Here is a 26,873-nt window from a genome sequence, read left to right as displayed (position 1 = left end):
TGAGCAATGTATTTCCTCAGGTCGCCGCCAAGCCTTCAAAGCAAATGATAGATCTAATCCGGTGGTGATCCGCTCCCGCCCTTGGCCTGTGCGAGCATTTTCCGGCTGCATTGAACTGCGGAATAGCTTGGCATAGCTTCCTATTGAGACGGAGGAGCATGTATGCCGGTCAATCAGAAGTCGCCACGCCCATTGGATGTGCTCGAATACTGGCGCCGATCCCTCGTCGACGAAGCTCAGGCGACACTGTCCTTCGAAGGTAAGGAGGTCGTGACACTTCGGGTCGAGGATTTGCGCCGTGGCGTTCTACCGCCGCGCGACGTCGAGGCTCTGCACGCCCTCCGCTTAAAGCAAAAGGATGCCGCAGAGGACAAGGACAGCGACGTCGTCATAGCTAGCATAGCGCTGCGCGCGCTCAACCTGACAGTCACCCACGGTGCCGGAGACCTTCGGCACGCCCGTGCCTATGTCCAGGGCGTCGTCGTGGCTGTCAGCGCGACGGGCCAGCTATCGGTTCATGAGGACCTGCCGCCCTGGATAAACCGGCACTATCTGGAGCCAACTGACAGCATCGTAACCATCGGCCACGTGGAACGGATGGACGCTTGGTTGCAGGCGAACCCGCCGGATTGCACCGAGTGGTCGCGCTGGCTCGATTGGGCAGACGGCTGCTGGGACGCGGTGACCGATGGGGTGGTGCCCCAGGGATGGGTGCTGACCGAGACCGTGCCCGCGCTGCCGGTCGCGTCTTCCGCCAACATGGCGATGATCCGCAACCTCAAGAAATTTTACGATGCAGCCTGCGCTGAGCCAACCAGCATCATGTCGCCTTTGCTTGCGCGCTACATCACCCCGCTCAATGACGCAGAATTGGTAGATGGGGCGTTCCGCGATGAAATGTCGAAGGCGCCCCGCGGGTCGATGAACGGCAAATATGGTCTGTCACCCAACCAGTCCGATACGGTCGGCGCATACCTAGCCCTCGAAGAGGGTGAGATGTTGGCTGTGAATGGGCCGCCGGGCACGGGCAAGACGACTCTCTTGCAAGGCATCATCGCGACCGAGCTCGTCTACCGCGCCCTGCGTAACGAGGAGCCCGTCGTCTTTGTCTGCACCTCGACCAACAATCAGGCCGTACAAAACATCATTGTCGCGATGGGCTCCGCGCTGATTGACCCCTCCGACCGCAATTGGGCGCGGCGCTGGGTGGATGGTGCAGACAGCCTGGGGCTGCTTCTCATCTCAAAGGAGCGCGCTCCCAGGGCAGAGAAGGAGGGATTCCTAGTCGCGGTCCCTGGGCGCAGGCCGGCCCCGGAGGACTGGTCTGGATTCCCAGCCCTGGAGCGCGACTGCGCCATTCTCGACCAAGCCATGGTGACGTGGATGGCGCGCTTTCATGATTATCGGCTGGACCTGCAAGATGTGGAGGACGTTCACGAAGCGGTCGAAATCCTGCGTAAGGAGATGGCGCATCTTCATAATCGCGTGCGCCCCCTCATCGCCGCCTATCAGCGTTATGACCAGCTTACGGGCGAAGGCCCCGACGCCGCCGCCCTCGACGAACAGGAGGCTGAACTCGTCCGATTGAAAGGACAGTTTGATGAAAAGGCCGGAAACGTCGGTGCGCGCCTTGAAGAAGAAACCGGCGCCCTTGACGCTGCGCGCAGGCGTTACAGCGCTGAAAGTCAGAACGAGGCCCGCCTGCTGGCCCGAGCCCAGGACACCGTCGAAAAGCAACGGCGACAGGTCGAAGACACCGACGCGTTCGCCGCCCGCGTCATCGCGTCCCTTCCCAGCGAAGGCGGGATTTTCGGTGGCCTCTTCTCGACGCGCAAATGGGAGGCGGCCGAAGTCATGGTCGCTCAATCGCCTCACGCTGCGGCGTTTGTGTCCGCCATGCAGGCCCGCACACGCGCGGCTTATCTTGGCGTGATCGCGGGCCTGCAGGAAACGGCCCGCAAAGCCCTCGGGGACGCGGAGGCGGAGCTGGCAGCCGTGGAGAGAACCCGAAAAGCGCGACTTGCCCAGATCGGGGCGCAGGCCGAGGAATGCGCCAACAAAAAGGTCGTATCCGAAAGTGAGCTGCGCCAGCTCAACGAGATGAAGGCGCGCAGCTGCGATGCTCCCATGCGCGAACTCGCCAGCAAGCGCGCGGAACTCGCCGCTCTGCCTCGGATGCTGGCAGAAGCCGGCCACGCCGTGGGCGAACCGGATTGGTGGCGCCAGAACTTTGAGGTCTCCGAAGGCGAGCTGCCCTGGCTCCGGGAGACATCCGATCACCGCGCACTCGATGCACTGCTTGACCGCACAGTGCGCTTCAAGCTTTTTCACCTGGCCCTACGCTACTGGGAAGGGCGCTGGATCCTTGAGACGCAGAGATTCCAGGCGGCACTCTCCGGCGGCGATACACGCGCTTACCCTTTCAAGGGGGCGGGCGAGAAGGCGCTAGTCGCCATGTATCGCCGCTGGGCGATGCTGACGCCGTGCTTCGTCTCGACGACAGCGACGCTGCCCAGGCATTTCATTAGGACCGCTCGCGTCGACCAGAAATGGCAAAGCCTCTACATGACGGGGTTCATCGACACGCTCATCATCGACGAGGCGGGGCAGATACCGCCCTTCCAGGCAGCACCCGCGATGGCGCTGGCCAAGCGTGCGGTCGTCGTAGGCGATATCTTCCAGATCGCGCCGGTCGTAACGATGCCGCACTCCACCGATTGCGGCAACGCCCAGGCCGCGGGTGTCTACCAGAGCTGGTGGAACGAGGACCATGCCGTGACCGACGGCCGGGTCGTGACGGCCAGCGCGCGCAACGAGCTGCCGGGGTCCGTGATGCGTGTTGTCCAGTCCTCAACACGGTATTCCTCGCCCGAGGCCCCTTTACCAGGCATGTTTCTCTCCGAGCATCGCCGGTGTCACCGCGACATCATTCAAATCTGCAACGAGTTGGTCTATGGCGGTCGGCTCGAGCCTATGACGGCGCAGCCCAAGGCGCCGCCTCCGGTGCCCGCTCTGGCATGGGCGAACGTCTCCGGGCGATACGAGCGCGTCGGCGGCAGCGGGACCAACAAAAAAGAAGCCGCCGCTATCGCGCGCTGGATCGGTGCGCATGCGCAGGAGTGGGTTAACCATTACGGCTGCGAGCTATCGAAGATCGTGGCTGTCGTGACTCCGTTCTCGGCGCAGAAGCGCGTGCTCCACGCGACCATTGGCCATATGCGCGACAATGGGAAACTGGATTTCTCGAACATCACCGTGGGCACCGTCCACGCACTGCAGGGCGCGGAACGGCCTATCGTCATCTTTTCGCCGACCTACGACCGCGACACGCCCCCCTCCTTCATCGAAGGCAGCCGCAGCCTCCTGAACGTCGCCATCTCGCGAGCAAAGGACAGCTTCGTCATCATCGGTGCAATGGAGCATTTCGAAGGTATTCCATCCTCCACCTTGGGTATCGTGGGTCGATCAATGTTTACGCGCGGTTCAGAGCTGCGCGAGGTCACCGGCAACTATGCGGCCCCCGACGACATTGTCCTGCGCGGTGAGCGCCTGTCGACCCACGCCGCTCATGTCAACGCCTTCAACGCTGCTCTGAACGAATTGGCGTCAGGATGCAACGCAGTGGTCGTCTCGCCTTTCCTGGGCGCGGACCCCGTGGAGACCGAGGCCCTCCAGGACGTCGTCAGCGGCGCTATCGCACGGCGCTGCTCCGTGCACATCGTCACGCGACCGGCGACCAGACCTGTCGATGCCCGCCTGCAGGTGCTATTGCGCGAGATGGGCGCGACCCTCCATCACATTGCGCTACTGCACTCCAAGTCGCTCATTACGCCCACGGTGCTCATCGAAGGCTCGTTCAACTGGCTGAGCGTCAAGCGCGCCAATCCCGAGGGGGCCAATCTCGACACGTCCTGGCGCCTGACGGGCCTGCCTGCGCGCACGGCTGCGGCTGAGGCCATCAAAGAGCTCAGAGCCCGCGGCGCCGCAGTGAACGTCGTGATTACCGGTGAGGCGCGCCCCGCCCTGGATAATGCGCCAGACACGGGCAACGCTGAGGAGCCCCGAGACACCCTCTTGAGGACCGCAGTGGTTCAGATGGTTCCGCCCGCCGTCTAGCCGGGGACCGCCGCACCCCTCGTGCTCCGGCCGGCGGGCATCAATCATTGAGGGCGAGGCCGGCACCAGGCCGGAAGAGAAGCGGGGTTAAAACGTCTAGCCCTGCGAGAAGACAACGCTATCAGGGAATGCGTCCGGCGGCATCCTACTGGCGAAAGCAGTATATTCCACTCCCCCAAGAAGCCAGATTTCTTGATTGCGGGGGGAACGGACAGTCCGCTTCGCAGAACGGATGCATGAAAGCGGACGTCTCCGCCAATACCGGAGCGGTCCAGAGCGACTAGCATTCGGTTTCCGCCGTGGATCGGCTACGAACGGACCAACAACATGACGTCGTGAACAGGATTGACTGTCATATCGGCATCACAGAAACTGTATAAAAGTATTCTGCATGACTGCATCAATTCTGATCAAACTCGATACATAATATTCCTGAATATAATTTTTGCACCAATGGAAGTATGCCGATGCCCTCTCTTTGGGACAGTTTCGGACCTCTGGCCGTATTTGTTCTCGTCACCTCGATCACGCCTGGCCCGAACAATACGATGCTGGCGGCATCAGGCCTCAATCACGGCTTCAGGCGCACGATTCCGCAAATGTTAGGCATCAGTATAGGCATTGTCGTCATGGTTGCTCTGGTTGGGATTGGACTGGGCAGCATTTTTGATAGGCTGCCCTTTCTCTACGTCGCCCTGAAATACATCAGCGCACTCTATCTGATATGGCTCGCCTGGAAGATCGCCACTTCCGATGCGAGCGGATCAACTACTGGCAGCACCAAGCCGTTGAGTTTTTTGCAGGCGGCCGGATTTCAGTGGATAAATCCGAAAGCGTGGGTCATGGCCGTCAGTATTGTCTCAGCCTACACACCCCGCCATGATTTCCTGTTCAATCTACCCGTTGCCTGCCTGATGTGCGGGATAGTCAGCTTGCTGACTGTCAGCCTCTGGGCCGGATTCGGTGCGTCAATGCGGCGATGGCTAACACGCCCGACGATTTTGCGCGGGTTCAATATCGGCATGGCGCTCCTGCTGCTGGCCTCGCTCTATCCCCTCATGCAGGAGGCCACGACGTGATGAAAATGATCGGCCTGATCGGTGGCATGAGTTGGGAGTGCAGTGAACAGCGCTGAGACTGGCGGTGACCAAAAAGTCCACAACCCTTGTTTCACGTCCGCTTCGAGAAGGCGCGGATTGACTCCCTGCTGTCCGAGAAAGGGCGACTGCTGCCTGTCTGCTTCTGCATCACTAAGCGGACAGGCAGATTAGGGGGGAAGCGGAATGTCTGCTCCTAAGCGGGGTGAAGAGACACGCTGCCATCCAAGTGATAGATGGATGGCATACGTCGGAGAATATTTCAGGCGCGTTTATGGCTGTTAGGGACCACTATGCTTAGGATCCTGGCACATATACTGGATCGAGTGACGCAACTCGGAGCCAGGTTTTTCCGGGATGGTGTCAATGGACATGCTGTCGGATATCTGGTGTTTTAAGCGCATCTTGCTTTTGCTCCGAGGCGACAATCTCACCACCGCACGCTACCGCCCGAACGTATAATGACAATACTAACAAATGAATGGATCAACTTTATCTCCGAAATGGAAAATAAATCTACCCAATTCTCGATGAGGATGCGACGTGCGTAAAAATAACCATAATCCAGAGCCAAAGAATTTTGACGTCGAATTATATCACGATCAACTCGGACGACTAGGATCTGGCGTTTTATCTTTCGGAGGCAATCAATGGGCTTGCGTCAATCTCTTAATCTCAGACAATGCCCTAGAGTTGCGCGCGGACGACGCGAAATTTGATCTCGTTAAGGCGGTAACGAACGAAGGAAGCACATTTTGTCTCTGTGATTGCAAGGTTAACGGTATTGCTCTTTACGCAGACTATGTGATCGACGGCGATTTAAAAGAAGCGGCGGTTGACTCAATTTCAGTGCGTTACAGTGACGTATCAGAATGGTTTCTCCACTGGCGAACGGTTGACGGTTCAGTTGGTAAAACGCTCAGCTGGACACGAATCCCGAAGGATATCAATGTCAGCGTCGAAACAGATAATGAGCACTTCGATCTACGAAGCGCGTATTGTAGTTCTCATAGCCAATTGGGGGAGGATCTCGTACTACATGAGCATGTGGAGTTCATTTTTTCGGCGAGGGCGAGCAAGTTCAGCCTTGCAGATGTGAAGGCAAAGACCCATGAACTCTCATGCTTACTTTCTATTTTGCTAGCCTACCCAGCCACTATCATAAGCATTATTGTTTCACAGGGACCTGGTCGCTCCTATCGGATCTATTTTCCCACATTTGAACGACCCCAACGGACCAAAGATGATAGTAGCTTTTGGGTTCGGTGCTTTATCCAACAGCCTGCGCTAGACGGACGGTGGCAGTCGATTTTCGACCACTATTACCAATCTAAGTACAGAAAGGTTTGTTGGGTACGTCTGTCAGGCATGCAGCGATATGAAGGATTTTGGGAATACAAAGCACTTGGTTATGTCAGTCTCTTAGAGAGCTATCTGAACATTAGATTTGATAAAGTCTCCTTCTCTGAATCTCTACCACCTTCCTCGAGGAAATTACGAAAATTCCGTCAGGATCTTGCAAAAGAACTTCCAACCATACTCTCTAATGAGAGAGATAAGATCGTCGAACTCGCCAATAAGTCATTTTCCTCAAACAAATTCAATTTAGAAGATAAATATAAACTGGCGCTTAAAGAGACGGATGCTGATATTACGAAAATTATCAATCTATCAGAGGAGGAGTTCTCTCTGATTAAGAAAGTTCGCAATCGCGTCGCGCATGGAGATGATCATGGCTTAAAGCAGGAACAGTTTCCTGTCGTGATCCGTGCTGAGTCAAAGATCGCGTTGCTTCTGACCTACTGGGCATTTTTGGATTTCGGCCTCACGACACAAGAATTTATCACGTGCTTAGAAAAGACGCATAGCAAGCTCAAACTCGCTGCCATGATCGATAAAGTTCATATGGACCGCGTTACCGGGAGTGCCGATTTTTTTTCAGTCACGATAGAAGAGCTTCAGTTGCTTAAAGGAGCCAAGGGACTACGAGTTCATGGTTGTTGCATCGAAGATGATCTTGGAAATATTACGTTTTCCGAAGAATATACCAAGATGTATAAAGATTGGATACATGATCCAACCAAGACATCGAATATACATGATCCTGAAAGAATTTTTGGTGTTTCTAAGAACCGGGCTAGGTTCGTTAATCAAGGATATTTTGAATGCGAAGAAGATAATTTCCGAGTACATTGTATGTGGATCATCAAGTAGACCAATTTTTTTTTAAATATACCCGCCATTCTGAGTTGGCAAATGTCGGTTTTTTACATACCCGCTCCGGAACGTTAAGAAGAAGTTTTCAACGTCAAGCTGCTGCTTTTCGTGTGGGGTTGGCAGCCCGGCGTGAGCTAGCGGGAGTGGACAAGATGGCAAGTTAGCCCACCCTGCAGGGGTATATGATGGTTCTAACCATCGACATTTTTATACATAGGGAAAGTCCCAATAAAGCTCTTTGTGTATTTTATTTGTAGGGAGCAGACGGCCAAACCGTGTCCGTTATACGGAAAGGTAGATTCAGGAACTGTATGTCTGCGAAGAGGCGGAAGCTGACGTGGCTTTGGATGCATAAATTCTACGTTTTATGAGGGCAGGGGCGATTTATTTCAGTAAGATTTCATGCGTGGGCAGAAAAAAGTTCATTAAAACAGTCTTTTAATCCCGATTTTCTCTCAACTTGCGATTTTTGCAAGCTGAGAAGCAATCCTGCCCCCGCAACCATGAATATATGTCTGATAAGACTAAGGAAAAGCCACCCGAAAGGGTGGCTTTTTTTGTGCCCGGAACACCGCGCAGGAAACACATAGGAAACACCTGGAAAGGTACCGGGGCGTAAAATTGTCGGTTCTCGCATCTGTGTGATGGCTGTGACCTTGCCTGACCCTGCATCCGAACGTGCCCTCAGTTTTGAGTTAGGGTCTGTGGGGTATTGAAGTGCTCCCCGACTTTGGGCCAGCGTGAACTGGAACCTTCCGGGGTCAAGGCTCAACCGGCAGATCCGCCGGAGAGCCGTTCAGCAGCGATATCGGGGGTTTGTTACCGATGGCGCTGTGTGGCCGGACCTCGTTGTAGAACGCGACTCTGCAAGACCCATAATACCGACGAGCGGGAGGTTCTCTACCCCTGGCACCCTTGGTTTGGGCGTCGGGTGTGCGTCGAGGACATGATTGAGCGGGGCGGCCAAGTCCTTTCCCGCTGTCGCCTGTCTGACACGGGAGGGGTCAGGCTCCTTGAATTGCCGGCGTGGATGCTTGATCGCGCGGCTTGCGCCGGGATGCGGCTGGCCCCGGATCCGACCGTGTCCCTGGGAGCGCTTTACGATCTGCAATCGTTGCTGACGGGCTTTTTGTCGTCGGACCCATCTGAAACCGTCGCAGGCTTCTCTCCTGACCGGAATCGGAGAGAGGACCATGCGACACGACGGACGACAGCGCTCCCGTGTGGGGACCATATCGGCGCAGCCGGATCTGTTCGACGACAAGAAAGCCGATCGGCCCAGTCCGAACCTGATCTGGAGGGACCTCCCCCAGCAGGCGCGGAACGATCTACAGTCGATGATGGCTCGCCTGATCCTCGATCACGTACGCAGTCGCGGACCCGGTGTCGTGCAGGAGGCCTGCGATGAGCCGTGACAAGATCAGCCCGCGTCATCTGGAGCGCAGGGCAATTCTGTATGTGCGGCAATCATCCGCGCACCAGGTGCAGCACAACCGGGAAAGCCGCGGCTTGCAATATGCCATGCGCGAACGGCTCGCCCAGCTGGGCTGGCAGACGATTGACGTGATCGACGACGATCTGGGCTGCTCGGCAGCGGGCGGCGTAACGCGCGCAGGTTTCGACCGCATGGTCGCCGAGGTCTGTTTGGGGCGTGTCGGTGCGGTCGCGGCCCTGGAGGTCTCCCGTTTCTCCCGGAACAGCCGCGATTGGCAGAAACTCATCGAAATGTGCCGTGTCGTCGACACACTTCTGATCGATCAGGAGGCCATTTACGCACCACGTGTCGGGAATGACCGGCTCCTGCTCGGTCTGAAGGGCAGCCTGAACGAATATGAGCTGGACCTTCTGCGTCAGCGGTCCCTGACGGCACGTTATGAGAAAGCACGGCGCGGCGAACTCGTGGTCGGTGCGCCTGTGGGGTTTATCAAAACTGGCGACCGTTATGAGAAAGACCCTGACATGCGGGTTCAGGAAGCCATCAGCCTCGTTTTTGACAAGGTCGCCGAACTCGGCAGCGCACGGCAGGCACTCCTGTGGTTTCATACGCATGACCTGGATCTGCCGGCACGACGTCGGAACGGCGATGTTGTCTGGCGACGGCCGGACTATGCCACAATCCATCGCATGATCGCCAATCCGATCTATAGCGGCACCTATGCCTATGGCAAAACCGGCGTGGCCGCGTCATATGACGGCAGTGCGTTCAATGCCCAGCGCCAGCGTAAACCTCGCGAAAATTGGCTTGCCCTGATTCCTGGCACGCATGATGGTTATGTGAGCTGGGACAGGGCAGAGGCGATCCGCCGCATGGTGAGCGAGAACGTGCCGACCGGACGTCATCATGGCGCGCCCAAACACGGGAACGCGCTGCTGGCCGGTCTGTTGCGATGTCACCGGTGTGGACGCAAGCTGACGGTATGCTACACGGGAGCCAAACATAATATCCCGCGCTACAGCTGTGTGCGCGGCTGGCTCGATAGTGGGGAACCGCGCTGTATCGCCTTTGGTGGATTGCGGGTCGATGACGCGATCGAGACGGCCCTGCTCGAGGTCGTAGGACCCGGTGCTATCGAGGCCGCCGTCACCGCTCAGGCGACCATCAATGAGCAGCGCGACCAGATACGCGAAGCTCTGGCACGCGATCTTCAGGCGGCCCGCTACGAGGCTGAACGGGCATTCCGCCAATACAATGCAGCCGATCCGGAAAACAGGCTCGTGACCGGAGAACTGGAACGGCGATGGAATGCTACGCTGACTGCTGCGTCCACGATCGAGCAGAGGATTGTCGACCACGACGCGGCACGAGGGCACGAACCCGCATGCGAACCGCTCTCGTTGCTGGAACTGGCGAACGATCTCAAATCCGTTTGACAGGCGCCAGCAACGGACGTCCGTCTTAAAAAACGGATCGTCCGGACATTGGTGCAAGAGGTTGTTGCCGATCTCGATACCGAAACGGCGGAGATCGTGCTTGCCATCCATTGGGCAGGGGGCATCCACACCGAACTGCGCCTGCCTCGCCGCCGGCGCGGCCAGCGTAACAGCACCGGCGCCGACATCATCGCGGCCGTGCGCGATCTCGTCCGTATCGCCAATGACGATGTGATAGCCAGCCTTCTGAACCGTAACGGGCTACGGACCGGGAATGGAAACCGCTGGACGCGCGAACGGGTGACTTCCATGCGCTCGCATCATCGGATCCCGGTCTGTCGGGTCATGCCTGATGAAGAAAAGCCGTGCCTCAATCTGGGTGAAGCTGCGAAGCTACTCGGCATCGCCCCCAAAACGCTACGGCTTGCTGCCGAGGCCGGAAAGATCGCCGCAACGCACCCATTGCCTGACGGTCCCTGGATATTCGACCGACATATCCTCGATAGCGACAAAGCGAAGCTTATCGCCCGCCAGGCAAAAACACGGCGTAGTCAGATTGCAGGACAAACACATGCACAAGAAAACTTATTCGAAACAGTCATATAGACAGATGGGTGTTGTGAAGCAGGATTGTAGTCCTGACGCCAAGCCTCCATTTTTGCCCGGGCGTCGTCAAGGCTCATGAACCAGTGCGTGTTCAGACACTCGACCCGGAATTTGCCGTTGAAGGACTCGATGAAGCTATTGTCGGTCGGCTTGCCCGGGCGGGAAAAGTCGAGCACGCCCCCCTTCTGATACGCCCATAGATCAAGATCCCGGCTGACAAACTCCGAGTCCTGGTCGACCCGGATGCTCCTGGGATAACCCATCTGCCCGCAGATCCGCTCCAGGGTCTGGACGACATCCTCGCCGCGATAACTGAACCGGGGATCCGTGGCCGGCGAGAAACGGGAGAAGGTGTCGATCACGGTCAGGATCCTGATCTTGCGGCCCGTCGCAAGCTGGTCGCGAACAAAATCCATTGCCCAGCTATCATTGGTGTGCGCCGCAGGACGACGGTCCTCGCGCACTTTCGCCTTGACCCGGCGCCTGGGCACCTTGTTGCGCAGTTGCATGCCCAACTCCTTGTAAAGACGATAGATCCGCTTCGGGTTCACCACCCAGCCATCCCGCTGCAGCAGGATATGAACACGGCGATAGCCATAGCGCACACGGGTTGCGCAGATCTCCCGGATCCGCTGTGCCAGTTCGGCCTGCGTGCCGCGCTTCGACTTGTAGACATAGAGGGAACGATCGATCTGCAGCACCGCACAGGCACGCCGTGTCGAGATCTTCCACTCCCCCTGAAGCTTGTCCACGAGTTCGCGCTTGCGCGCAGGCCTCAGAGCTTTTTTGACAGCACGTCACGATCCGTTTCAGCTTCGCGTTCTCGTCTTCAAGTTGCCGCAGCCGCTTCATCTCGGACGGCATCAGGCCCGCATATTTCTTCCGCCAGTTGTAGAACGTCGCATCCGAAATGCCGGCCTTCCGACAGACCTCGGCGACAGGTGTTCCCCCTTCCGCCTGCTTCAATACAAACGCGATCTGCGCCTCGGTGAACTTCGATGCCTTCATGAAACTCTCCTCGTCCCGCTTACGGGATCTTACGGGGAAAATTCCAACTCAAAATGGCCGTGTTTTCGGGGAGCACGTCACCAGTGGACAGACCTTACTTCAAATCGTGGGCATTTCAGGGGGCAAGGTCACCGCTTGAAATGCGGCGGAAAGACAAGCGGGATATCATGCAGCACATGTCGCCCGATCGTGCGCCGTGCCAGCACCTCCGGGTCATGTGACGACAGGGTGCGCACATCGCGCCAGAACCGGTCGAAATCGGCCGCGAAGCCGGTGCCTCGGCCTCCGGCGAATTCAAAGATCCGGGGTGTGACATGCAGGGCGGTGCGCGAGGTGAACGTGCGCAACGCCAGCGTATCCAGCGCGATGCGCCCCCGATCCTCCTCGGTCAGGCTGGCGCGGGCATCCCATGCCTGCTGAACCCGGGTAATGGTGCTGTCCAGATAGGCAAGCGCGGCCTGGGCCTCGATCCAGTATTCGGCGAACTCCGCCTGGATGAACGGATCATCCGCCGACAGGTCGGAACCGGGAAACGTCCCCTGGCGCTTGCCCTGCAAGGTCCAGTTCCGGGCCAGATCCAGCGCCCCCAGCGTGCGCCCGACATAGACGGCGGAATAGAAGATCGCACCGAAACTGGCCCATAGCGGCAACGGCCCCGTCTGTGCCGGTCCGTGCGACCAGTACAGCACCTCGTCGGGAAAGATCCTGACATTCTCGAAGGTGATCGTGCTCGAATCCGTGCCCCGCAGGCCGATCGGCGCCCAGTCGTCGTGGAAATGCAGCCCCTCACGGCTCGTCGGAATGGTGGCGTAGAGATAGCGGTCCTGGTCCGGATGAATGGCCAGAACGGTCGTGATCTCAGCCAGCGGCGCCCCGGTATTCCAGCGCTTGGTGCCGCTGAGCACGAAACCGCCATCCGGATGATGCTGCGCCACGAACGCGCGGTTCACATACTGGGTCACATTGCCCCACAGCCACCGTGCCCCGGTCGCACGCCGCACGATCTCCGCATTGCGGTCTTCGTAATCCGTCAGTAGCGGCACAAGGGAATTATAAAAATGAAAGCCCAGTAGAGCCGCCGTGGAGCCATCGGTCTTCGCGATTTCCAGCACTGCATGCGCTGCGTCATGCAGCGTGCCACCCCCGCCGCCTAGCGGCGCGGGATAAAGCAGATTGACCAGCCCGCTTTCCCTCAGCAGCCGGATCTGTTCTAGAGGCCGCGTGCCGTCATGGTCGCGATCGACTGTCCCTTCGGAGAAAATGCCCGCCAGTTCGCGGGCTTTGCCGATCCAGTCGGCAGGGTAGGAGGCATGCTCGCGCGGGCGCGTCTGCTCCCACAGGGCATGGGGCGCGGACGGGTGAGCGGAAGAAACCTGATTCATGGTCGGGATATCCTGTAGAAAGAGCCGTTAGGCAGCGGTCTTGCGAACGAGCGAATGGAGAGCGAGCCCGGTCCAGAGCAGCCCGGCGCAGGCGTAGAACAGCGGTCCGATCAGAATGGCATGGGCGAGGCCGTAATGGTCCGACAGGGCCCCCAGCAGCCAGGGCGCGAAAAAGCCCGAAACGGCGGTGGAAGCCATGGCGCCGAACGAGCCCGAAATCGTCCGCAGCGTCGCGGGCACCGTCTCGATCAGCAGCGTGGTCAGGCTGCCGGCCGTCGAACCGAAGGCGATGATGCCGCCCAGGGCCGTGATTTCACTGACGCGCAGACTGCCGGTGCAGAACGAGACGGTGAACAGCACCGCCGCCATCAGTGTCGTCGCGGCCAGGCTGGCTGGCAGGCCCCAGGCCCGATGCGCCAGATACCGCCCCGTCAGCCACCCGCCGAGCGGCCCCACCGGCAGGGTCAGCAGCAGGACGGTGGACAGGAAACCGGTCGCATGCAGGTTATCCACCCCATGCACCCGGTGCAGGAAAGGCGGCAGCCACATCTGCGCCGTCATCATGCCGGACAGAAACAGGCTGAACGCCAGAAGATGCGTGACGTAAGGCCCGATGCGCAGCACCGCAAGCTGCTGCTTCCACGATGCGCCGCGCGGCGCATCCACCGCCAGCCCGTCCGCATGACCCGGACGCGGTTCCGGCAGGAAGAGCAGAAACAGCGCCAGAACCAATCCGGGCAGGCCGGTCAGCAGAAACGCCTGATGCCATCCGTACCGTGCGGCGATCCATCCTGCCAGGCCGAAGGCCAGGGCCGAACCCAGCTTGTTGCGCACCATGAACAGCGCGAACACGAGATTTCGGGCCTTGCGGTCATAGAGGTCGGCAAGCCAGCCGGGCGCGATCCCCAGATAGGCGGCGATGCCGAAACTGGTCAGCGCCCGCCATAGGATGAGCGTCGGCAGGCCTCCTGCCAGCGCGCTGCCGGCGGAGGCGAGGCTCCACAGGATGACGGTGCCGACCAGCACGGCCTTGCGCCCGAAGCGCCCCGTGAGCAGGGCGAAGAGCGGCGCGCCGATCACGCCGGCCAGGGTCGAGACCGCCATGACGCTGCCGAAAGCCGTGTCGGACAGGTGAAGGTCCGCCTTTATCGGCGTCAGCAGGCCGGACAGGATCATGCTCTCCATCGCGGCGACGGTCCCGGTCGCGAGCATGACGACGACGGAGCGCGTGCGTACGGTCCCGTTGGCATCGATCCTGCCGGGCGCGGAGCCGCCCTGTACGGGTGGCGACAGCATCTGCGTGGCGGACATCGTCTTACGTTTCCACGTCGGCAGGCACGGCGGCATCGCGCGCGCGCAGCAGCGAAGCGGCCTCGGCCAGAATGTCCCGGTCGATCCAGCCTTCCAGGTCGAAATCCCGTTCGATCAGCTTCTGTTCGAGCAGAAACGCCTTCTGCACCGCCAGCGTCTCGACATAGGCGTCTTCAAGCGAGAGGCGAATGCCCTGCGGAATGTTCTCGTACACCGCCGTCAGGCTTTCCGGTTCCTGATGCAGGTCGGCGGCCAGCGCCCGCACGGCCGCGATCGGCGCCGACGCCGCCCAGTCCGACGCCTCGATCAGCCGCGCGACGACACGCACCACCAGGTCCCGCCGCTCTTCGAGCAGCGGCCCGCTCACCACCAGCCCGCGCAGGACCGACGGATGCACGCGCGCGGTCAGGTCGGGCGCCAGGCGGGTATCGTACAGCACGTTCAAAAGCGGATAGAACCCGCCATCGGGCGGAATCGAGGCTGTCACCGCGTCCACGGCACCACTCTCCAGCGCTTCCAGCGCGGTCTGGAACGCAAAGCGCAGAAAGCCCCCCTTGGCGACAGCCGGGCTGAACCGGCGCGGGATATAGACGAGGTCCACATCCTCCAGCGTCAGTCCCGCCTGTTGCAGCGCCACGCGATAGATCTTGAGCTGCTGGGCCACCATCAGGTCGAACGGGCTGTCGGGATTATGGAACACCGCCAGCTTCCGCCCCCGCAGCTCCTCCACCCGGTCAAGGCCCGACCGGTGCAGCGAGAGAACCGGATAGCGCCCGTCGAGAAACGCCAGCCCGACCACCTTGCAGTCCACGCCCTGGCTGCGCTTCCACACGGCCGGCGCATGGCCCGCATTGCGGATCCAGAAACGCTCGTCATGGCCGTAGGCGATCTGGGGCGAAAACCCGACCGATTTGAAGGCGAACCGCACGTCGCGCTCGTCGCGGAACTCGTCTTCCAGCAGGCCGCGCGCCTGGGCGATCGCACTGACGGTCGGCACGGATGGGCAGCGCGTATAGGAAATGACAGGCGCGGTCATGATGTTTGCTCCTTGAGCCAGGAAAGGGATGCGGGCAGATGTCCGTGCCGCGCCAGCAGCGCGCGCGCATTGCCGAACAGCACGGCGTCCTGGCTGTCCGGGTCGGTCGCCGTGGCGGCACGCACCCGCTCCAGCGTCGGCACCGCGTCGGGCAGGGGGGCATAGTCCGAGCCGAAGACGATGCGCTGCGCTCCCAGCACGCGGATCGCGGCGGCCACGGCGGCGGTGCCGCTGCCCGCCGCCCCGGTATCCAGCCAGATCTGCCGGAAATGCCGGCGCAGCGGACCGATTTCGATACGCGGCGACACTTCGGCCTGCTCGGCCGCCAGCGCCCCCAGCCCCGATCCGCCCAGCATCGCGATCTGGATCGTGACGTCGGGGAAGGGGTCGAGAAAATCGGTAAAGGCCAGCGTCGCCACCGCCGAGGCGAAGTGAAAGCCGTTATCGATCACCCAGCGGATGCCGTCATTGTCACCATGGACGATATCGGGCGGCTGCCCGGTAATGGCCGGATTGGCAAAACCCGTATGCAGGTACAGATGGCTGCGATGCGCCTGGGCAGCTTCCAGCAGCGGGCGGAACTGCTCGGCGGAGGCGCGGGAAAAGAAGCCGTTGACCGGCAGCACGCCGCCGATCAGCCCCAGCCTGCCATGCGCGCGCTCAAGCTCGCGCACCGACCAGCCGATATCGCTCGTGCTCAGGGCGGCCACCGCGCTGAAGCGGTCAGGATGGCGCCGGATCAGCGCCGCCGTGTCGTCGTTCCAGGCCGACCACAGGTCGCGCGTGGCCTCGGCGGGCAGGGCGGCATCCACCCCCAGCGTCGTCGGCCAGGACAGAAGCTGATGCACGATCCCGGCATCATCCAGATGCGCCAGGCGCCGGTCGACATCATGCCATTGCGGCCCCAGCGGAAAGGCCCCACCGGCCCCCGCACCGGCCCCGGTGCGCCAGATGGCCAGCGCGCCGTTCGCCGTGCCGATGCGCGGCGCCTCCGTCCGCCGGCCCAGAATCTCTAGCGTGGAGGGCGGGAACCAGTGGGCATGCAGGTCGATGACAGGGCGTGTGCTGCTCATGGAAAACCTCTCAGAAATCGGCACGGGCGGACAGCAGGAACATGCGCGACGCGCCGTACTGGTAGGTAAAGGTCTGCGACGTGGCCGAGTACGGCAGCACCTGCACCAGGTAGCGCGCACCCGCGACGTTGTTGACGATGCCGCTGATCTCCCACCGGCTGTTGCCGGGGCGGAACGAGGCATGGACATCCCCCAGCCATACCGCCCGCTGCTGGAGCGCCGATGCGGTCTCGTTGGACACGAGGTAGTAATAATGGCCGGTATAGTTCCACCGCGTGCCCACCGAGCCATTGCCGATGGGCGTGCGGAAGTCCCAGTCGGCCGCGATATTGGCCGTCTGGTGCGGCGCGCGGGCAAACTCGTTCCCCGTCAGGTTGGTAGCCCCGGTGGTACCGGCGGGTGCTGCAAAGCGGGTGAACTCCGTCCGCAGCACGCCGACATTGCCCGAAAGGGTCAGGTCCTCGACCGGCCGGGCCTGGAACGAGAACTCCCCGCCATAGGACTTGCCCGACGCCGCGTTCGTCAGTGCCAGCACGGTCGCCTTCGTCGCCGCGTCGGTCGCGGTCCACGATGTCTGGATGTTGTTGTACTGCGAATAGAAGCCGTCGGCGCTCAGCATCAGGCGACGATCGAACCAGCTCCCCTTGTATCCGCCCTCATAGGAAATAAGGGTTTCCGGACTGACCGGTGCTGCCTTCTGCAACGGCGCCCCGCCGCGATTGACCGGATTGGGCGTGATCTGGGTATTGAAGATGCCTGACCGGTATCCGTCCGCGATCCGCACATAGAGCATCTGATGCTCGGCGATCAGGAATTGCGGCTCGACGTCGAAACTGACATTCGACCAGTTCCGCGCCCCATGATAGGCGTCGATCGTCGCAATCCCGCTGCCGACGCTGGCGGCGTTCCACCAGTTCGCCGGATTGGCCGCGAACGAGACGGGATACAGCGCCTGCCGGCTGTCGAGGTCCAGATGCAGGTGGTCATGCGTCCACCGCACGCCGCCCGCGATCTGGAACCACTTCACCACATGGATCGTGGTATTGGCGAACAGCGCGAAACTGTCGGTCGTCTGGGTATAATGCGTGCCCGCCCATGCCGGCTGGCCGATGATCGTGGGCGTGGTGACGGCACCGGGCGGCAATGTCGCCGTGGCGTAGCTGTCGTTCAGGTTCTCGTGGAAATAATAGGCCCCCGCGATCCAGGAAATGCGCCGGCGCGGATCGGACGCCAGGCGGAATTCCTGGCTCACCTGCGTGGGGTGCAGCTTGTCGTACGACCGGCTGTATTCCATCGGCGTATAATCCCCGTCGCCCGATACCCGGCGCTCGGCATTGTCGAAAGAAGTAATCGCGGTGAAGGTCAGCCCATGGCCCGGATGCCAGATGGTATGAAGCGACACCCCTTCCGACACCAGCGCCTGGCGTCCGTTGACGTTGGTGTTCGTATGGTCCCGGCTGCCGATGACCAGCGGTGAATAGACCGACGTGCCACGGGCGCTGTAATAGGGCACGTTCGTACCCTGCATGTCGCGCACATGCAGGTTCAGCAGAAATTCCAGCGCGTCGGTGGGCTTCCACAACGCCTGGAAGCGGGTGGCGAAATCGCCGAACGTCCCCACGCGCTTGCCGCTGTACAGGTTGTGCGCCCAGCCATCCTGGTTTTCATCGCGGACCGAAAGCCGAACGGCGAGCCTGTCCTTCACCACGGGCGTGTTGAACACCAGTTCGCCGCGTTTCTGCCCGTAATTGCCGAAATCGACCTGCGCATGGCCGCTCTCGCCGAATTCCGGGCGGTGCGAAGTAAACTGGATCGCCCCGGCCGTCGCGTTCTTGCCCCAGAGCGTACCCTGCGGCCCGTTCAGCACCGCCACCTGTGCCTGGTCGAAGAGCGGGAATCCCTGGAAGGCAAGGCTGTTCAGATAGACGTCATCGGCATAGACCGCGACGGCGCCCACCGCGTTGTTCGCCTGGTTTCCGTTGCCGACCCCGCGAATATAATAGCGCGGCCGCAGCCGCCCGTCGAAATTGTAGCCAAGCGCATTGGGCGCGAACGCGGCGACATCCGCCGCGCTGTCCAGATGCTGGCGGGCAATCGTCTGCGCGCTGATGGCGGTGACGGTGCCGGCGACTTTCTGGATATCCTGCGACCGCCGGTTCGCCGTCACCATGACGGTTTCCACACCATGGTTCTGTGGATTCTTCTCCGTCGTCGCGGCTTTGGGGGCCGGCGGCTGGCGATGGCCATCTTTCCGGGCCGGCGTATCCGCCCGGGCAATGGGGCAGGACAGGCCGACAAGCACCGTACCACACACCAGAATGCGCGCGGCAGGCGTCATTCCCCTCTGCCTGCCCATGCCGGGACGGGGCGCGTGCAGGCGTCCTCTCCGGTTCTGGAACGTGGGATAGAAGTGCCGGACGGTATTGGACACTTGTGTATGCCTTTTCACATAAACAACAACGAAACGTAGTGTAGTGGAGGCCAAAAAACATCATAGGGACAGTGATTAAATTTTACATGGGTACAGATATAACGGTATAAAATAGTGAGTAAGCATGAGGTAACCCCATGAAGGCCTTCCTTCCGTCCCTGGACCGGGGTGCGGACGACAATTTGCAGGAACAGATCGTCCGCCAGTTCATCACGGCGATCGCGGAAGGCGGTCTGCGTCCGGGACAGAGACTGCCCAGCGTGCGGGAAAGCGCCGCCCGCTGGTGCGTGTCGCGCAACACCGTCGTCCTGGCCTATGAGCGCCTGGAGGCCGAAGGCTATGTCGAGGCCCGCTCCTCCAGCGGCACGTTCGTCCATCGCATGCCGCCGGGCGCCCGGCAGGCCATCACCAATCCGTCCGCGGGGCTCGAGGCCGGGGAAAGCCGGCGCCCGCGCCCGGCCCGTTCAGCGCTCGATCCGGCCTTCGTCGATGACAGCCAGCACAGGCCGCTCCAGGCGGTGCCGCTCAGCCTCGGCTTCGGCTCCAACATGCCGCTTTATCGCGCCCGCGAATGGCGCCGGGTCGTCCAGCGCCTCCTGGCCCATGACGGCTGGCGGGGCGGCGGCCAATTCCAGCCCAATGCCGGCCTACCCTTCCTGCGCGAAACGCTGGCCCGTTGGCTGACCGCCCGGCACGGCCTGCCGGTCGACGCCCGGCAGGTCATTGTCGTCGCCGGACTCCAGCAGGCACATTCGATCATCGCCAGGGCGCTGCTGCGGCCCGGCCGGAGCGTGATGCTGGAAGATCCCTGCTATGTCGGCAAACGCCGCCTCTACGCGGCATTCGGCGAGGGCGTCCGCCCGGTGCCGGTCGATGAACACGGGATCAACCTGCACGACGCCTCGTTCGACGGCGTGGGGCTCGCGGTGGTCAATCCGGGCTGCCACGTCCCGCTTAACGTCACGCTGCCGCTCGGCCGCAGGCGCCAGCTCCTGGCCGCCGCGCGCGCGGCCGGAACGCTGGTCGTCGAGGAATCGATGTACGACCTGCTCAGCCTCGATGACGATCCGCCGTCCCTGCTGTCGCTCGGCGGCGGGCAGGGCGTCATCCATGCGGGGCTGTTCGCGCCGACGCTGGGCGGCGGCGTCATGCTCGGCTATCTCGTCGTGCCGTGGGCGGAACTCCAGGCGGTGATCGAGACCAAGCTCCTCATGGATAACGGCCTCCCCTGGCTGGAGCAGGAAGCCCTCGCCCGCCTGATCGACAGCGGAGAACTGGACCAGCTCCTGCGCCGCACCCGAACGGTGATGATGCGCCGCCGCCAGGTGGTTCTCGACACACAGCGCCGCCATCTGGGCGAGGTCACGCCCGTCGGCACCGGCAAAGCGCCGAGGATGAGCTGGCTTCTTCCCGAACAATGGCCCGACACGGCCATCTTCGTCGCGCGCGCCGCCGAAGCTGGGATCTATGTTCCGGGCCGCTACCCGCTGGTCCCGGCTTCGGACATGAAGTCGCCCATAAACGCGCGCATCATCTCGCACGGCTATGGCGAAATCGATGATCAGGAAATCGACAGAGTTTTTTCCCTGATGGCCTCTCTATGACCGGGCGTCATTGCGCGTTCTGAAGTCTGGTTTGCCCTGCCAGGATTCATTCCTCCGCGCGAGGTGTTTAGTCTCGGGGTTTGGTGGTGCGGATCTGAGATGAATCGTGATGGTTCTTTCTGCCATTGCTGACAAATGAATTCGTATGGAGTGAGAGGACGCGCGGGTGGGAAGCCTGGGTGGAGGAAGAGGGGAGGGGGGGGGCGCGATGGATTTCGAGGCTGGGAGAGGGTCTTCCGGCCGTCCGTCGCGGAGTTTCCCGCCATGACAAGCGCCATCCAGAAAATCACCCTCAGTTCGTCCCGTGATATTCCCTTCAACAGGTTGGTGCTGTCGCAGGCCAATGTCCGCCGGGTGAAGGCCGGCGACATCGCGCGGCGCGGGCTGTTGCAGAGCCTCAACGTGCGGCCGGTTCTCGATGCGGACGGCGCGGAAACTGGCACGTTCGAGGTGCCGGCGGGCGGGCGCCGCTTCCGTGCCCTCGAACTGCTGGTCAGGCAGAAGAAGGATGCATGGCATTTTCTGCCGGGCTGGACGCTGACCGTCGGCGGCCGGATGGAATTCTGGCAGGCGTCGAACGGTTATAATCTGGCCGGAACGGTTGGCCGGGCGCAGCCGCGTGTGACCGACGCCCATTTCTCACCCAAGGCGACACTAACGTGGGAGATCGATCCGCGTTGGCAGGCGAAATTGTCGTTCGGCGAGGCGTGGCGCTTCCCCACCGTGTCGGAACTGTATCAGATCGTCGCTACCGGCCCGACCTATGCGGTACCGAACGCGAACCTGCGCCCCGAACGCGTGCTGTCCGGCGAGGCGGTGATCGAACGCCGCGCCGCGGACAGCCTGGTCCGGCTGTCGCTGTTCCAGGAAAACACGCATGATGCCCTGATCTCGCAGATGACGCTGATGAATCAGATCTATGTCACCACCAACCAGAATGTGACTGAAATCCGCAATCGTGGTGTCGAGTTCGTGCTCCAGAAACGCAGCCTGTTCGGCAGCGGCCTGGATCTGACGAACAGCGTCACTTATGTCGATTCCCGCATCCTGTCCGACCCTGGCTTCTCCAGCACCAGCGGCACCACCGCGACCGGCAAGCACGTGCCCTATGTGCCGGCATGGCGCGATACGCTGCAACTGACGTGGCACGCGACGAAGCGGCTGGATCTGACCGGGGCGCTGCGGTACCAGGGCAAGATGTATTCGACGTTGGACAATACCGACCGGATCGCCAACGTGTTTGGCGCCTTCGACGCGTTCCTGGTCGCCGACCTGCATGTGCATTACGACCTGACGAAGACAATGACGGCGGATATCGGCGTCGATAACATCAACAACGCGCGCTATATACCTTTACCACCCCTTCATGATGCGAACCTGGAGCGGTAGCATCAAAGCCAGATTCTGAGAGTATCCCTAAGGATTGAGCGACTTTGGGTGCCGATGGATGATCCTCGCCCAGAAGTAAGCCTCGAACCGGTAGAATTGAACCGCGCTGAGTTTATGCCGGGGTTGTTTGCGGGATTTCCGTCGGAAAACGACGCGCGATCTCGTCCCCGGTGTAGTGCGCGATCCAGCCGGTGGTGTTGGTGAAGATGCGCTGGGCCACGACATCTGGTGAGAGTCCGGCATCGAACCAGTGCGGAATGCCGGCCGGGACGGAGATTAGATCGCCCTGCGTGCAGAGGATCGAATAGACCTTGCCATCGATATGCAAGACGAAAGTCCCTTGGCCATGGACGAAGAAGCGCACTTCGTCCTCGAAGTGCGTATGTTCGGACAGGAACTTGTCCCGCAGGGCGGGCAGATTGGGTGTGTTCGCATTGATGCGTATCATATCTGCCGAACCCGCGCCTGTTTCTCCCATCAGGCCGTCCAGATAAGGCCGATAGGCTCCCAGCACAGCTTCTGGCTCCGCGTCTGCGGGCAGTACGACCGGTGTTTCCCAGCGCTCGAAACGAATGCCGACAGGCCGCAGTGTCTCGGCAATTAGACGCGGCTGCGTAATGTCGAGCAGCTTCGTCTGGGGCGCATCGTCATGATAGATCGTCAGTCGGCTCATTGTTTCGGCTTTCCATGTTATGGACTCGGGAGAAAATTTGGGCTTCACGTCATGCACTGCAAGAACGCCCTGTATCATGGTAAAATGCGTTGGTTCATCAGATGGCGAAGGGCAGGACTGAGAGGTTCGCTCCCATCGCTGTGGGATGTGGACCCGTCAACGATCAGGCAGAGATGCCGGACAATGAGCGCGCCAGGTCGGCAAGGGCGGACAAGCCAGCCGGCCATAGTCCGACGTCCGATCTATTGCCGATATGCCCGAGTTGACCGACATCGAGCATTGTCGATCCCCACTGACGCGCCATGGCGCGTGCGCGCTGCATGGTCAGCCATTCATCGTTGCGGCTCGCAACCAGGATTGACGGGAATGGTAGGCGATCGGCCGGCAGTGGGCCGAAATCGGAAACTCGCCCGGCATCCGGCCCAGAATACTGTTCCACGTCAGCCGGGGCTACCAGAAATGCACCCGAGACAGGTTCCATGGGACACTCGCTGGCCCAGCGGGCGGCCAGGACGGCGCCGAGGCTGTGTGCAACCAGGATCGTTGGGCGCCGGCAGACTGCCAGAGCGTGCCACAACCCACGGCGCCAGGCGGGATAGCTTGGCTGTTCCCAATTCGTCTGGATGACCCGGTGGATTGTAACGCCCTGCTGACCTAGAAAATGCTCCCACCTTGATTGCCAGTGATGGGGGCCAGAATCGTCGAGACCGGGAACGATCACGATCTCGAAGCGGGACAGGATGTCGATCGTGTCGGAAGTGGAAACCGGTTCGAGCGTCAGCGGAGTTGACTGACGACAGGTCAGTGACTGGCGCAGGATGTCTGTGCCCTGGTCGGGCTGATTGGCAACCTGCATCGGTGGTTCCTCCTTTTTTGAGAGTGATTCTGCTGGCTGGATCAGTCGCTTGATGGATACCGGGCGATCAGGGCCGACTGGCGTCTCCATTGTCTGAGCATGTCGAATGCTCCCTTGCTGCGAAAGCCGCGCTGCCGCATCAACGCACCAATCTTGAAGGCCCGGCCGTAGAAGCGAAATTGTGTGCGCCAGATCGAAACGAGAGTCGCTTCCGGCGCCCACATCTGGATCGGCTCGGAGCCGATGCCGTTCACTTCGATGATCTGAAAGCCGCGTCCCTCCCGGAGGGTTTCGATAGACGCGAAACGCAGATCCACACGCCCATGATGGAAATCGGGAAGCGCGCGCAGGATGCTATCGATGCGTCGCGTCAACGCTGGTGTGACCAGATGCGTGGCATCGCGAAACAGCGATCCTTTGGAATGATTGCCCGTAAAGACCAGAGGAACGACTTCGCCCCGTGGGGGGATATCATCCAGGCGGCCTTTCACCCGGGGTAGATAGATGTGAGGCAGCTTGCCGGCGCGGGGATGACCGAGGATGAGTTCATGCAGGGTGGATACGCCGTCACCTGTCACGAAAGGTGACGATTTGAACGTCATGGACAGGATCTGCCCTTCGCTCTCGGTCGGCAGACGGGAATAGAAAATGCCGGCTTCACATTCGTAGGGGATGAATTTCTGGATCATGACCGGAATATCGTCCGGATAGAGAGCCAGTGTCTCCTCCAGGCGGTCCATGGTGCGGATCAGCCTGACGCCGGCGCCCTTGCAGCCGATATCGGGCTTCAGGACTACGGGGAAAGATAGATCCAATCGCTCCATGGCATCCGTGGCGTGTCGGATGCTGCCCTTGCCGGTCATGAAGGCCTGCCAGGGGGCGATCCAAAAGCTTTGTGGCGCGCGGAGTCGGGCAAGGATGCCGCTTTTGCTTTCACCGCAAAGACCACCGGTCGGTATATGCGGATTAGCGAGCGTCGCGATGGCGAAGTCGCGATAGCGTAACCCCATCATGATCCAGAAGATCACCAATGGTCCATAGACGATCCAGGGAGAGACGAACTCCCAGGGGTTCGCTTCGCTGTCCTCCGGCGAACGGTCAAGCATGCCGGTTTCCAGCGCGGCAAGAGCCGGAGTGAGTCCCTGCATCACGCGACCGGGCCCGTGTCGTGCGTCGTACGGGCGTAGGGCGTGCCAAGCAATCTGGTCATATCTCAGGCTGCCCGCAGGGCGGGACGGCATCCGCAATGGCGGTCTGCCTCCAAGGCATGGAGAATAGCGACAACCTCCGAAAAATCACGATGTTGGGAAATGGGATATGAAAGCGTCATGCGTATGGTTTTGGCCGGGTCCAGAAAATAGACCACATGGTCATCGTCAAAAGCGGATGCTTTACAACCGATATCAACGGCGATGCCGTGCCAAAGGCCCTGAACGGCGCCAGATGGGTCTATGAGTCGTGGGACTGGCAAGGAGACCGAGGGCCGATCGGCCGGCACGCTGTACTCATGGGATGTGGAATCCAGGCCCAGTACCTTGATCGGTCGGGTACATGCGTTGGCCCATGCCATCCCTGCTTCAAGACTCTGAAACGTGTAATCATCCAGATGCGTCAGAACGACACCCCAGCTTGAGCCGAGCCATGTGTGAAATCGGACCGGCCCGGATGTCGTGTCGCAGGCGAAGTCCGGAGCCGTCCAGCCGGGGAACAGTGCCATTCGTCGGCCTCTTGAAACTGAATCGCTTCGGATCGTTGGAGCGGATGGACGTGAACGGGCGCCTAATCGGAGGCGATGAGCTTCTCGATCCGTTCGAGCGTATTTTTCAAGGACGTGATCTTGTGTTGGCGTCGTGAATCGGCATCCAGCGCGGCTTCGTAGCGCGAGAGAAAGCAGTCCCTCCCGATCCGCAACGCTTGTGTTTCATCCTCGGGGGTAAACCATCCGTCGTCGCGCGGCTCGCCTTTGATACGATAGATGGCGCCCATCGTCGCGAACTTGGACACCCACACCTGACGAACGGTATGAAGGTCCTGTGGCAGATCGGAAGAGGCATATTTTATAAAGCGCTTTTCCGGATAGGCCTGGCGTCCGCTGTGATCTGTGGGAAAGGAGACGCCCTTGTAAGACGGCCCGCGGATCGACGGGGAATCTGACGTGCTGGCTTTCATTTATCCCGATTCCAAATCCTGAACATATTTCGGAGAACAATCGCGTGTGCGATAGGCGTGGGGAGCGGATCTGGCTTCATGCCAACTGTCATGTCAGTCAGTTGCCGATCCGCAGCGTCCTGGGTTCTGCCGGGCGGGCAATGCGTAAAAAGGGAACGGTGGACAGCAAGCTGTGGACGGAGCAGCGCGTGACGGCATGGTCTTTCCGGAATCCTCTCGCAGACAAATGATCCTGACCGATCGATGGCGTTCCCCGAATATCCGGCGCGCATGGTTGGCGCAGGGAGTTTGCTCGGTCTTGCTCGCTTGGCAGTCGGATGCATCACTCTGCGATATATAATCGTGATATGAAATAAACAACAAAAATAATCGTGTGATTAAATTTTCATGTCGATGGGAATGCGCCACAATCGGCGCAAGCCCGGCTTGACTGGCGAGGTGCGGAATGCTGATTCGTCGCGGCGATATGGATATTATATATTTAAATATCAATATGTTAAAGTGACAATGCGCTGTCTTGTGATCGCGGTTCGTTAGTGACGGTAAATTTTACATATTACTATATTAAATGATTGTATTGGCTTGACGCGAGGCGGGGACGCTGTAATCGTGGCTTGGTCGCCACCCGTTGTGACGGCCCGATCCAGGGATGGAGCCCGATGACCCGCATCACCGCGCGAATGTGTCGCATCGAACGATGTAGCGCAGGACGAGCCGGCCGCACGAGACCGATGCCCGCCCGATAACGCGCCGGCGGCGAAGGCTGCCGGCGGGCCCGCGCAAGCGGAACGACAAGGCAGCAACCCATGTATGAATCGCAGATCGTGGAGATCGAGGGCACCTTCCTGGGTGCGTTGATCGTGGAAGGTGACCGCAGGACGCGGCGCTTCTATGCGACGCATGACAGCGTGCGCCCCCTGCACAACCGCGTCCTGGCCGAGCCGGATGAACTGACGCGGCAGGTGGCGCGCCAGTTCCGCCATGCCCGGGCCCAGGCAAACGCCCACGCCCCGTTGCGATAATTCAGGATATTC

General features: G+C 60.6%; 18 protein-coding genes and 2 pseudogenes. 9 read left to right on the top strand and 11 right to left on the bottom strand.

Annotation, left to right across the window (positions count from 1 at the left end; translation table 11 throughout):
* The first annotated feature begins 162 nt into the window (after positions 1-162).
* The 5 genes from HLH36_RS07050 (at position 163) to HLH36_RS19750 (ending at position 10,907) form a co-directional block, all read left to right on the top strand.
* On the top strand, positions 163-4,116 hold the full coding sequence (locus tag HLH36_RS07050) for an AAA domain-containing protein (RefSeq protein WP_182985702.1): 3,954 nt from the start codon (positions 163-165) through the stop codon (positions 4,114-4,116).
* Positions 4,117-4,583: 467 nt separating this feature from the next.
* Positions 4,584-5,195, top strand: a complete 612-nt coding sequence (locus HLH36_RS07045) for a LysE family translocator (RefSeq protein WP_182959343.1) — start codon at positions 4,584-4,586, stop codon at positions 5,193-5,195.
* 561 nt (positions 5,196-5,756) lie between these two features.
* The gene (locus HLH36_RS07040) at positions 5,757-7,427 is read left to right on the top strand and encodes an ApeA N-terminal domain 1-containing protein (protein WP_182985701.1); all 1,671 of its coding nucleotides are present in this window, start codon (positions 5,757-5,759) and stop codon (positions 7,425-7,427) included.
* 1,407 nt (positions 7,428-8,834) lie between these two features.
* A complete protein-coding gene (locus tag HLH36_RS07035; RefSeq protein WP_246376527.1) occupies positions 8,835-10,301 on the top strand; it encodes a recombinase family protein in 1,467 nt (488 codons plus the stop codon).
* A 48-nt stretch (positions 10,302-10,349) separates the two neighbouring features.
* The gene (locus tag HLH36_RS19750; RefSeq protein WP_246376525.1) at positions 10,350-10,907 is read left to right on the top strand and encodes a MerR family transcriptional regulator; all 558 of its coding nucleotides are present in this window, start codon (positions 10,350-10,352) and stop codon (positions 10,905-10,907) included.
* On the opposite strand, the pseudogene HLH36_RS07030 reads toward HLH36_RS19750, so the two are convergent.
* The 6 genes and pseudogenes from HLH36_RS07030 to HLH36_RS07005 all read right to left on the bottom strand — a co-directional run bounded on the left by HLH36_RS07030 (position 10,853) and on the right by HLH36_RS07005 (position 19,055).
* A pseudogene (locus tag HLH36_RS07030) lies at positions 10,853-11,915 on the bottom strand (IS3 family transposase). The gene HLH36_RS19750 and the pseudogene HLH36_RS07030 overlap by 55 nt on opposite strands.
* 128 nt (positions 11,916-12,043) lie before the next feature.
* Complete coding sequence (locus tag HLH36_RS07025) at positions 12,044-13,297, bottom strand: acyl-CoA dehydrogenase family protein (RefSeq protein WP_182985700.1); 1,254 nt, start codon at positions 13,295-13,297, stop codon at positions 12,044-12,046.
* A gap of 27 nt (positions 13,298-13,324) precedes the next feature.
* Entirely contained in the window at positions 13,325-14,608 is a 1,284-nt protein-coding gene (locus HLH36_RS07020; RefSeq protein WP_182985699.1) for an MFS transporter, read from the bottom strand.
* Between the two features lie 4 nt (positions 14,609-14,612).
* Positions 14,613-15,644: an ABC transporter substrate-binding protein gene (locus HLH36_RS07015; protein ID WP_182985698.1), complete on the bottom strand. Its 1,032-nt coding sequence runs from the start codon at positions 15,642-15,644 to the stop codon at positions 14,613-14,615.
* Positions 15,641-16,717: an amidohydrolase family protein gene (locus HLH36_RS07010; RefSeq protein WP_182985697.1), complete on the bottom strand. Its 1,077-nt coding sequence runs from the start codon at positions 16,715-16,717 to the stop codon at positions 15,641-15,643. Before HLH36_RS07010 ends, HLH36_RS07015 begins: the two co-directional genes overlap by 4 nt.
* Before the next feature lie 10 nt (positions 16,718-16,727).
* A complete protein-coding gene (locus HLH36_RS07005; RefSeq protein ID WP_182985696.1) occupies positions 16,728-19,055 on the bottom strand; it encodes a TonB-dependent receptor in 2,328 nt (775 codons plus the stop codon).
* Between the two features lie 230 nt (positions 19,056-19,285).
* Between HLH36_RS07005 and HLH36_RS07000 the strand changes: the two genes are divergently transcribed.
* From HLH36_RS07000 to HLH36_RS06995, 3 genes and pseudogenes are all read left to right on the top strand, one after another.
* A complete protein-coding gene (locus tag HLH36_RS07000; protein ID WP_182985695.1) occupies positions 19,286-20,752 on the top strand; it encodes an aminotransferase-like domain-containing protein in 1,467 nt (488 codons plus the stop codon).
* Positions 20,753-21,016: 264 nt separating this feature from the next.
* Positions 21,017-21,259, top strand: a pseudogene (locus tag HLH36_RS19740) (hypothetical protein); the annotation flags it as partial.
* A 48-nt stretch (positions 21,260-21,307) separates the two neighbouring features.
* A complete protein-coding gene (locus HLH36_RS06995) occupies positions 21,308-22,141 on the top strand; it encodes a TonB-dependent receptor (RefSeq protein WP_246376560.1) in 834 nt (277 codons plus the stop codon).
* 112 nt (positions 22,142-22,253) lie between these two features.
* Here the strand turns inward: HLH36_RS06995 and HLH36_RS06990 are convergent, their stop codons facing one another.
* The 5 genes from HLH36_RS06990 to HLH36_RS06970 form a co-directional block, all read right to left on the bottom strand.
* Entirely contained in the window at positions 22,254-22,814 is a 561-nt protein-coding gene (locus HLH36_RS06990; RefSeq protein ID WP_182985694.1) for a 1,2-dihydroxy-3-keto-5-methylthiopentene dioxygenase, read from the bottom strand.
* 163 nt (positions 22,815-22,977) lie between these two features.
* Positions 22,978-23,670 carry an RBBP9/YdeN family alpha/beta hydrolase gene (locus tag HLH36_RS06985; protein ID WP_182985693.1) on the bottom strand — a complete coding sequence of 231 codons (693 nt, stop codon included), beginning with the start codon at positions 23,668-23,670 and terminating at the stop codon, positions 22,978-22,980.
* 41 nt (positions 23,671-23,711) lie between these two features.
* Positions 23,712-24,821 (bottom strand): D-alanine--D-alanine ligase, encoded by a 1,110-nt coding sequence (locus tag HLH36_RS06980; RefSeq protein ID WP_408871850.1) that lies wholly within the window; start codon positions 24,819-24,821, stop codon positions 23,712-23,714.
* A gap of 62 nt (positions 24,822-24,883) precedes the next feature.
* Entirely contained in the window at positions 24,884-25,387 is a 504-nt protein-coding gene (locus tag HLH36_RS06975; RefSeq protein WP_182985692.1) for a thioredoxin domain-containing protein, read from the bottom strand.
* 62 nt (positions 25,388-25,449) lie between these two features.
* A complete protein-coding gene (locus tag HLH36_RS06970; protein ID WP_182985691.1) occupies positions 25,450-25,839 on the bottom strand; it encodes a hypothetical protein in 390 nt (129 codons plus the stop codon).
* A gap of 806 nt (positions 25,840-26,645) precedes the next feature.
* Between HLH36_RS06970 and HLH36_RS06965 the strand changes: the two genes are divergently transcribed.
* On the top strand, positions 26,646-26,861 hold the full coding sequence (locus tag HLH36_RS06965) for a hypothetical protein (RefSeq protein ID WP_182985690.1): 216 nt from the start codon (positions 26,646-26,648) through the stop codon (positions 26,859-26,861).
* The last annotated feature ends 12 nt before the right edge of the window (positions 26,862-26,873 follow it).

This window comes from Gluconacetobacter aggeris (assembly GCF_014174395.1).
GTDB lineage: Bacteria > Pseudomonadota > Alphaproteobacteria > Acetobacterales > Acetobacteraceae > Gluconacetobacter > Gluconacetobacter aggeris.
This window is presented reverse-complemented; position numbering and strand designations above follow the sequence as displayed.

Coding starts and splice junctions, on each gene's coding strand:
- HLH36_RS07020 (WP_182985699.1), bottom strand. CDS start 14,608: ATGTCCGCCACGCAGATGCTGTCGCCACCCGTACAGGGCGGCTCCGCG.
- HLH36_RS07010 (WP_182985697.1), bottom strand. CDS start 16,717: ATGAGCAGCACACGCCCTGTCATCGACCTGCATGCCCACTGGTTCCCG.
- HLH36_RS06970 (WP_182985691.1), bottom strand. CDS start 25,839: ATGAAAGCCAGCACGTCAGATTCCCCGTCGATCCGCGGGCCGTCTTAC.
- HLH36_RS07005 (WP_182985696.1), bottom strand. CDS start 19,055: ATGACGCCTGCCGCGCGCATTCTGGTGTGTGGTACGGTGCTTGTCGGC.
- HLH36_RS07025 (WP_182985700.1), bottom strand. CDS start 13,297: ATGAATCAGGTTTCTTCCGCTCACCCGTCCGCGCCCCATGCCCTGTGG.
- HLH36_RS07045 (WP_182959343.1), top strand. CDS start 4,584: ATGCCCTCTCTTTGGGACAGTTTCGGACCTCTGGCCGTATTTGTTCTC.
- HLH36_RS07035 (WP_246376527.1), top strand. CDS start 8,835: ATGAGCCGTGACAAGATCAGCCCGCGTCATCTGGAGCGCAGGGCAATT.
- HLH36_RS07015 (WP_182985698.1), bottom strand. CDS start 15,644: ATGACCGCGCCTGTCATTTCCTATACGCGCTGCCCATCCGTGCCGACC.
- HLH36_RS06965 (WP_182985690.1), top strand. CDS start 26,646: ATGTATGAATCGCAGATCGTGGAGATCGAGGGCACCTTCCTGGGTGCG.
- HLH36_RS07000 (WP_182985695.1), top strand. CDS start 19,286: ATGAAGGCCTTCCTTCCGTCCCTGGACCGGGGTGCGGACGACAATTTG.
- HLH36_RS06990 (WP_182985694.1), bottom strand. CDS start 22,814: ATGAGCCGACTGACGATCTATCATGACGATGCGCCCCAGACGAAGCTG.
- HLH36_RS07050 (WP_182985702.1), top strand. CDS start 163: ATGCCGGTCAATCAGAAGTCGCCACGCCCATTGGATGTGCTCGAATAC.
- HLH36_RS06985 (WP_182985693.1), bottom strand. CDS start 23,670: ATGCAGGTTGCCAATCAGCCCGACCAGGGCACAGACATCCTGCGCCAG.
- HLH36_RS06995 (WP_246376560.1), top strand. CDS start 21,308: ATGGAATTCTGGCAGGCGTCGAACGGTTATAATCTGGCCGGAACGGTT.
- HLH36_RS06975 (WP_182985692.1), bottom strand. CDS start 25,387: ATGGCACTGTTCCCCGGCTGGACGGCTCCGGACTTCGCCTGCGACACG.